The organism is Hoeflea sp. BAL378 (assembly GCF_000759435.1).
GTDB lineage: Bacteria > Pseudomonadota > Alphaproteobacteria > Rhizobiales > Rhizobiaceae > Hoeflea.
Genome location: NZ_JRJG01000077.1, coordinates 1 through 8,057, shown reverse-complemented (window position 1 = coordinate 8,057; position 8,057 = coordinate 1). Strand labels below are relative to the sequence as shown.

Sequence of the window (8,057 nt, the reverse complement as noted above, 5' to 3'; positions counted from 1 at the left end):
GGCGCGCGAGCCCGGTCGTCGGGTCGCGTGCCGGAAACGGCGAGCGAGGGATGGGCGACGATCGCCCTCATTCCGGCGTCGCCGCCTCTCGCGTCATGGCTTGCGACCAGCACCAGCGAGCCGGAAAAGACCAGCGCCGAGGCCGAGAAAATGGCGGTGTTGCGCAGCGACCGCCGGTAAAGGCCCAGCATGAAGGCCAGCATCACCGCCGCCATCGCGGCGCCGGTGTAGAGCGCGATCCACTCGAGCGCCTGGCTTGTCCCGGAGGGATCGGCGGCGCGGCCGTTGAGATAGATCAGCCCGGAGATCACGACCGTCGAGACGACGATCATCGCGGTGAAGCGGATGCAGGATGCGGGCATGACGTCTCCCCCCGGGGCGTATCTGCTGACAGATCTTGGTCAGCAACGCGCGAGCCGGCGATTTGTTCCCGCGCTCGGCCCGACGATGGCGCGGATCATCCTTCGGCAATCCCGGCGTGTCCGTGTCTAGGGATAGAGCTTGAACGAGATCTCCGACAGCGCGTCGGTCGGATCGTTGAGATTGAGTTCATAGATCGGGTCGATTTCAAAACTTGTCAGCACGAACCGGCCGTCGCGTAGCTGCCATGTCCCCTTCGACCAGGCGTCGGCCATCCCGCGCCATCTGCCGAAGCTGCTGAGCGTCAAGGTGGCGGCGTCGAACTCCGGATCGAACAGCGTCGGGACGGTCACATATCCGGTCACTTTGGGCGGGCCCTTGAGCTGGGTGAAGGTGTCGTCATCCTCCACGCGGTCGACCGTAAAGCTCGGCTCGGCGAAACTCAGCAGCGACAGTGTGTCGTTTTCCGGCTTGAGCACATAGGCATAGATCGTGCTGTAGGCCCCGGCGAAGCAGAAGATCTGGTAGAGCATGGCGCGTTCTTCCGCGTCGTCGCTTTCGGCCCAGCTTGGTTTCCAGGACACAGGCATGGCACGGTCGACATACGCTTCATTGTCGCCGCTGTCCGGGGCCTCTTCGCATTGGCCGGGCAGCGCCGCCAGCACCAGCGCGCGGGCGGCGGCAAGCGCCGCGCCGTCCGTATCCTCTGCCGGCGCCGGCCCTGTGCCAAGGCTCAGACCCAGGAAAAGCAGAAACCACATCGCATGCTTGCCGCCAGGCCTCATCGCCCCGTCCTCCCGGTCCGCGCCGCTTCAGGCGGCCTTGGCCATGTGGTATTCCCTGATCGCCTCCATGTCGATCATGTTCCGCCGACCTCGGCGACGAAGACGGCGCGCGGGTCCCTCAGCCAGTGCGGGATGGCGAGCCGCTTGCCATTGGCCAACGCTCCGGAGAGGTCGGCACCTTGCAATTCGCGATTTTGGAGGTAACCAAGACAGACCAACGAGGAAACAGCGCCATGAGCCAGACCCCCGCCGTCGCACCGGACGCCATCACGCCCGCCCGCATCTCGCAGATCTACGATCTGGTGCGGCCCCATGTCCGCCACACGCCGGTGCTGAGAGTCGAGATGGCGGATTTCGGCCTTGCCGGCGGCGGCCTCGACCTCAAGCTCGAAAGCCTGCAGCATTCCGGCTCGTTCAAGGCGCGCGGCGCCTTCGCCAATCTCATGACCCGCGATGTCCCCGAAGCCGGCGTGGTCGCGGCCTCGGGCGGCAATCATGGCGCGGCCGTGGCCTATGCCGCCATGCGGCTCGGGGTGAAGGCGACGATCTTCGTGCCCTCGGTCAGTCCCAAGGCCAAGCTCGACCGCATCCGCTCCTATGGCGCCGAGCTGGTGGTGGCAGGCGACCTCTACGCCGATGCGCTCGCCGCCAGCCGCGAACTGGCAGAGTCCACCGGTGCGCTGCAGATCCACGCCTACGACCAGGTGGAGACATTGCTCGGCCAGGGTAGTCTCGGCCGCGAGATCGAGCTCGACCTGCCCGACATCGACACCCTGCTGGTGGCCGTCGGCGGCGGCGGCCTGATCGGCGGCATCGCCGCCTGGTATCAAGGCCGGGTCAAGGTGGTCGCGGTCGAGCCGGAGGCAGCCCCCACGCTCAACCATGCGCTCGCCGCCGGCCATCCGGTGGATTCACCGGCGGGCGGGATCGCCGCCGATTCGCTGGCGCCCCGGCAGGTGGGTCAATTGATGTTCCCGATCGCCCGGGCGCATGTGGCGCAGTCGGTGCTGGTCGGCGACGACGCCATCCGCGAAGCCCAGTGGGCGCTGTGGAACAAGGTTCAACTCGTCACCGAGCCGGGCGGCGCCGCCGCCTTCGCAGCACTCCTGTCGGGCCGCTATGTGCCGAAGCCCGGCGAGCGGATCGCGGTGCTCGTCTGCGGCGCCAACACCACGGCGGTGAATTTCGGCTGAGGCCCCGGGGCCTTAGCCTCAGGCGGCCTTGGCCACGTGGTATTCCTTGATCGCCACCATGTCGATCATCTTCCAGCGCTCCGCCTCGTAGTTGAGCGAGAACTGGTCGGCGGCCAGGAACACCGGGTCGCCGTCGAGATCGCGCGAGATGTCGCCGCGGTGGCTGGTGATGAAGCGCTCCAGGTCGGCCTTGTCCGCCGCCGAAATCCAGCGGCAGACCGAGAACCGCGCCATCTCGAAACTCACCGGCAGGCCGTATTCGGCCGACAGCCGTTCCTTGAGCACGTCGAGCTGCAGCGCGCCGACCACGCCGACGATCGCCGGCGAGCCGTCCTCGGGCGAAAACAACTGCACCACGCCTTCCTCGGCCATCTGCTGCAGCGCCTCCTTGAGCTTTTTCGCCTTCATCGCGTCCTCGAGCCGGACCCGGCGCAGGATCTCCGGCGCGAAGTTCGGCACGCCCTGGAACACCAGCGCCTCGCCCTCGGTCAGCGTGTCGCCGATGCGAAGCGTGCCGTGATTGGGGATGCCCACCACGTCGCCGGCATAGGCCGTGTCGGCGATCTGCCGCTGCGAGGCAAAGAAGAACTGCGGCGCCGACAGGCTCATCGGCTTGCCGGTGCGCGCCAGCCGCGCCTTCATGCCGCGCTCGAGCTTGCCCGAGCACACCCGCACGAAGGCGATGCGGTCGCGGTGGTTGGGGTCCATGTTGGCCTGGATCTTGAACACGAAGGCGGTCATCTTCGGGTCGGTCGCTTCCACCGTGCGGGTGTCGGCCACCTGCGCGCGCGGCTGCGGCGCATATTCGCCCAGCGCATCGATCAGGTCGCGCACGCCGAAATTCTTGAGCGCCGAGCCGAAATAGACCGGCGTCAGGTGCCCCTCGCGGAACGCCTGCAGTTCGAACGGCTTGCAGGCTTCCACCGCGAGACTCGTCTCCTCGATGAAGGTGTCGCGCTCGTTTTCGGGCAGCAGGCCGGCGACCGCATCCGATTCCGGCCCGTTCACCGGCGTGAGCCCGGTCTCCCGGTCCGAGGTGCGGATCGCCGAGCGGCCGAGATGATAGGTGCCCGAAAAGCTGCGGCCCTGGCCGATCGGCCAGGTCATCGGCGCGCAGTCGAGCGCCAGCTTCTGCTCGACCTCGTCGAGGATCTCGAACGGGTTGCGCGCCTCGCGGTCCATCTTGTTGACGAAGGTGATGATCGGGATGTCGCGGAGCCGGCACACCTCGAACAGTTTCAGCGTCCGCGGCTCGATGCCCTTCGCCGCGTCGATCACCATCACCGCCGCGTCCACCGCCGTGAGCGTCCGGTAGGTGTCGTCGGCGAAGTCCTCGTGGCCCGGCGTGTCGAGCAGGTTGAAGACATGGCCGCCATATTCGAAGGTCATCACCGAGGTGACGACCGAGATGCCGCGCTCGCGCTCGATCTTCATCCAGTCGGACCGCGTCTGGATCCGGTCCTTCTTGGCCTTGACCTCGCCCGCGAGCTGGATCGCGCCGCCGAACAGCAAGAGCTTTTCCGTCAGCGTCGTCTTGCCGGCGTCCGGGTGCGAGATGATGGCGAAGGTGCGGCGGCGCGCGACCTCCTCGGTGAGTGTATCGGGCATCGGTGGCGGATTCCTGTTGATTGGCTGGCCTTCTAGCGGCTTGCGGCCTGTCATGCAATTGACCTCGGGCACGCCAGGGTGAAAGCTCGGCCCATGACCCAATTCAACCCTCTGGCTCAGCCCGCGCCGTATCTTCGCCCCGAGCCTCAGCCCGAACTCAGGATCCTCCGCCTGCCGCACGGCGAAGGCCTCGAGCTTCCCGCCTATGAAACGCCCGGTTCGGCCGGGATGGACCTGCGCGCCGCCGTGGGTGACGAGGCGCCGCTCGTCATCGCCCCGGGCGGCCGTTTCGCCGTCCCCACCGGTCTCATCATGGAAATCCCGGAGGGCTTCGAGGGCCAGGTCCGGCCTCGTTCGGGGCTCGCGCTCAAGGCCGGCGTCACCTGCCTCAACGCGCCCGGCACCATCGACAGCGACTATCGCGGCGAGGTCAAGGTGATCCTCGCCAATCTCGGCGCCGAGCCGTTTGCCGTCACCCGCGGCATGCGCATCGCCCAGCTCGTCATCGCCCCCGTCGTGCAGGTCCGCCTCGCGTTGACCGAAGCCCTGAGCGAGACCGGCCGCGGCTCGGGCGGTTTCGGCTCCACCGGGACCGCATGAGCGGGCCGCTCACCGTCGTCGACATGCACACCGGCGGCGAGCCGCTGCGGATCGTGACCGGTGGCTATCCGGACCTGCCCAGGGGCACGATCCTGGAGAAGCGCGCCCATGTCCGCGACAATCTCGATCATCTGAGGAAGATCCTGATGTTCGAGCCGCGCGGCCACGCCGACATGTATGGCGCGCTGCTGGTCGAGCCCGACCTGCCCGGCGCCGATCTCGCGGTGCTGTTCATGCACAATGAGGGCTATTCCACCATGTGCGGCCACGCCATCATCGCGCTCGGCCGCTACGCGGTGGACCAGGGTCTGGTGCCGGCGGGCGAGGACGTGACCGTCGTCAATATCGAGTGCCCCTGCGGCCTGGTCCGCGCCGAGGTGGCGATGCGCGACGGCAGGCCGGCGGAGGTGAGCTTCGAAAGCGTGCCCTCCTTCCTCTTCGCCCGCGACCGCGTTCTCACGCTCGTGAAATGGGGCAAGGTCACCTTCGACATCGCCTATGGCGGCGCGTTCTATGCGCTGGCCGACGCCCGCCAGTTCGGATTGAAATTCGGCCGCGATCCGGTCGCGGCCTTCGTCGAGGCCGCCGACAGCCTGACCCGGGCCGTCCAGGCCGCTATTCCCCTGGGCCATCCCGACGCCCCGGACCTCGCCTTCCTCTACGGCACGATCCTCACCGACGGCCGCGACGCCTGGTCCGAGCAGCCGACCCGCAATGTCTGCGTTTTCGCCGACCGCCAGGTCGACCGCTCGCCCACCGGCTCCGGCGTCACCGCGCGGCTGGCGGCGATGCAGGCCCGCGGCCAGATCGCGGCCGGCCAGGAGCGGATCTTCCTCAGCATCACCGGCAGCCGGTTTTCCGGCCGCGTCGCCTCGCTCACCCGCGCCGGGTCGCACAGCGCCATCACCGCCACCGTCTCAGGCCGCGCCTTCTATTCCGGCAAGGCCGAGTTCGTCATCGAGGACGAGGATCCGCTGGCGGAAGGATTTCTTGTCCGCTGACCCGGATTCCGGCCTCCCTGGAATAGAATTCCGGCTTTTCCTCGTCGATTGGAATGATTTTGCGACAGTCCGCCGGCTGCCTTTGACGCGATGACTGGCGCTGCCTATCTGGGGAAACTACACTCCCTTCCAGCACAAGGAGTATTGTCATGTCCACCGAAACGCCCGGCCGCGGCCGCATCTACGATTCGATCATCGACACCATCGGCAACACGCCGCTCGTCCGGCTGTCCAAGCTCGCCGCTGCGGAGGGCGTCAAGGCCGAGATCCTCGCCAAGCTCGAATTCTTCAATCCGATCGCCTCGGTCAAGGACCGCATCGGCGTGGCCATGATCGAAAGCCTCGAAGCCCAGGGCAAGATCACGCCCGGCAAGACCACGCTCATTGAGCCGACCTCGGGCAACACCGGCATCGCGCTCGCCTTCGCCGCCGCCGCCAAGGGCTACCGGCTGATCCTCACCATGCCGGAAACCATGTCGATCGAGCGCCGCAAGATGCTGGCGCTCCTGGGCGCCGAACTGGTGCTGACCGAAGGCCCCAAGGGTATGAAGGGCGCCATCGCCAAGGCCGAGGAACTGCTCACGGAAATCGAGGGTTCGGTGATGCCGCAGCAGTTCGAAAACCCGGCCAACCCGGAGATCCACCGCAAGACCACGGCGGAAGAGATCTGGAACGACACCAAGGGCGGCGTCGACATCCTGGTCTCCGGCATCGGCACCGGCGGCACCATCACCGGCGTCGGCCAGGTGCTGAAGAACCGCAAGCCCGGCGTGCGCATCGTCGCCGTCGAGCCTGCGGATTCCCCGGTTCTGTCGGGCGGCGCTCCCGGCCCGCACAAGATCCAGGGTATCGGCGCGGGCTTCGCGCCCGGCGTGCTCGACACCAAGATCTATGACGAGATCGAGAAGGTGACCAATGACGAGGCCTTCGCCATGGCCCGCAAGGTGGCCAAGCTCGAAGGCCTGCCGGTCGGCATCTCCTCCGGCGCGGCGCTGACCGCCGCGATCAAGGTCGGCCAACGCCCCGAGAACGAAGGCAAGCAGATCGTCGTCATCATCCCGTCCTTCGCCGAACGCTACCTCTCGACCGCGCTGTTCGAAGGTCTCGGCTGAGGGGTCGGCGGGAATTTGCAGGCTTTGATCGAGCGGCTCGACGAGCCGCTCGAAACCCTCCAGCTCTGATTCTACAGCAGGCGCACCGACATGCCTCCGTCGACAATCATGGGGCTGCCGGTCATGAATTGCGCCCGGTCGGACAGCAGGAAAAGTGCTGCCTGAGCGATTTCCTCTGCCGCGGCCATGCGTTTCATGGGATGCAGGCGCGCAATGAAATCAAGAGCGTCCTGATTTCCCTCACCGGCTATGGGCGTAATCGTTCCACCGGGCAGCAGGGAGTTTATCCGGATGCCGTCGGCGGCATGCTCTGCCGCCAGGGACTGCACCAGTCCGTTGAGCCCGGCCTTGGACGCCGCATAGGCTCCCATCCCCGGCATGCCGCCATTGCTGAATCCGACAAAGGATGAGGTGAAGACGATGGACCCGAAACCCTGCCTCTTCATGGCGGCGATCTGGGACTTCGCTGCCCAGAATGCGCTTGTCAGATTGACCGCAATCACCGTGTTCCAGTTCTCGATCGACATGTCCGGCACGGCAACCATGTCTCCGACGATTCCGACATTGTTGAAGGCCCCGTCCAGGCTCCCGAATGCACGGAGTGCAAGCTCTGTCAGTGCGTCTGCATAGCCGCTGTCGGCTGCATCGCCTTCCAGGTAGACGGCATGCTGGCCTCCGGAGTTGATCTCGTCGGTCAGTCGGCTCAGTTCCGCCGACCGGCGGGCCCCGAGCACGACATTGGCGCCTTCGCAAGCAAACAGCCGGGCCGCCGCCGCTCCGATTCCGCTGCTCGCGCCGGTAATGATGATGGTCTTGTTGGCGAGTTCCATATCAGGCTCCTGTTGTTCGACAGGGCCTGTCTAGGGGGGCGCGGCACACCCGGCCACCCGATTCCCGCCGGAGCGGCAACCATGACAGGGACGTGATGTGGCCGCCAACCTGTTGCGCTCACGCCGCCGCCGACACCCGTTCCGACGCGATGCGGTAGGAGATCGCCTCGGCGAGATGGATCCTGCCCACGGTCTCCGCGCCGTCGAGGTCGGCCAGCGTCCGCGCCACCTTGAGGATGCGGTGATAGGCCCGCGCCGAGAACCGCATCTTTTCCGCCGCGTCGTTGAGCAGGCTCTGGCCGCCGGCGTCGGGCCTGGCCACCTGTTCGACCAGCGAGGTCGAGCATTGCGAATTGGTGCGGATGTCGGGGCGGCCGAGCGCCCGGAAGCGGGCCTGCTGAATCTGCCTCGCGGCGGCGACGCGGGCGGCGACTTCGGCGCTGCGCTCCGCCGGCTGCGGCCGGATCAGGTCCTGCGCCGAGACGGCGGGCACGTCGATGCGGATGTCGATCCGGTCCATCAGCGGCCCCGAGATCCGCCCCTGGTAATCCGCCTGGCAGCGCGGGCC

Annotated in this window: 9 protein-coding genes; 4 read left to right on the top strand and 5 right to left on the bottom strand. The window is 67.0% G+C overall.

Translation table 11 applies throughout. From position 1 onward, the window contains the following. Positions 1 to 362: hypothetical protein (locus LL06_RS16675; protein WP_052161658.1), on the bottom strand; the 362-nt coding region annotated here is incomplete at its 3' end. A gap of 126 nt (positions 363 to 488) precedes the next feature. Then, positions 489 to 1,121 carry a hypothetical protein gene (locus LL06_RS16670; RefSeq protein ID WP_152599647.1) on the bottom strand — a complete coding sequence of 211 codons (633 nt, stop codon included), beginning with the start codon at positions 1,119 to 1,121 and terminating at the stop codon, positions 489 to 491. Between the two features lie 257 nt (positions 1,122 to 1,378). Between LL06_RS16670 and LL06_RS16665 the strand changes: the two genes are divergently transcribed. After that, positions 1,379 to 2,338: a threonine/serine dehydratase gene (locus LL06_RS16665; RefSeq protein ID WP_035529386.1), complete on the top strand. Its 960-nt coding sequence runs from the start codon at positions 1,379 to 1,381 to the stop codon at positions 2,336 to 2,338. Positions 2,339 to 2,356: 18 nt separating this feature from the next. On the opposite strand, the gene LL06_RS16660 is transcribed toward LL06_RS16665, so the two are convergent. Continuing rightward, on the bottom strand, positions 2,357 to 3,946 hold the full coding sequence (locus tag LL06_RS16660; RefSeq protein ID WP_035529384.1) for a peptide chain release factor 3: 1,590 nt from the start codon (positions 3,944 to 3,946) through the stop codon (positions 2,357 to 2,359). Between the two features lie 93 nt (positions 3,947 to 4,039). Between LL06_RS16660 and dut the strand changes: the two genes are divergently transcribed. The 3 genes from dut (at position 4,040) to cysK (ending at position 6,659) form a co-directional block, all read left to right on the top strand. Next, positions 4,040 to 4,546: a dUTP diphosphatase gene (gene dut / locus LL06_RS16655; protein ID WP_052161657.1), complete on the top strand. Its 507-nt coding sequence runs from the start codon at positions 4,040 to 4,042 to the stop codon at positions 4,544 to 4,546. Then, positions 4,543 to 5,547: a proline racemase family protein gene (locus LL06_RS16650; protein ID WP_035529382.1), complete on the top strand. Its 1,005-nt coding sequence runs from the start codon at positions 4,543 to 4,545 to the stop codon at positions 5,545 to 5,547. Before dut ends, LL06_RS16650 begins: the two co-directional genes overlap by 4 nt. Positions 5,548 to 5,696: 149 nt before the next feature. Beyond that, positions 5,697 to 6,659, top strand: a complete 963-nt coding sequence (cysK, locus tag LL06_RS16645) for a cysteine synthase A (protein WP_035529379.1) — start codon at positions 5,697 to 5,699, stop codon at positions 6,657 to 6,659. A 71-nt stretch (positions 6,660 to 6,730) separates the two neighbouring features. Here the strand turns inward: cysK and LL06_RS16640 are convergent, their stop codons facing one another. Then, positions 6,731 to 7,489 (bottom strand): SDR family oxidoreductase, encoded by a 759-nt coding sequence (locus LL06_RS16640; protein ID WP_035529377.1) that lies wholly within the window; start codon positions 7,487 to 7,489, stop codon positions 6,731 to 6,733. 118 nt (positions 7,490 to 7,607) lie between these two features. Further along, positions 7,608 to 8,057 (bottom strand): ATP-binding protein (locus LL06_RS16635; RefSeq protein ID WP_035529375.1); only part of this gene is annotated, 450 nt, incomplete at its 5' end.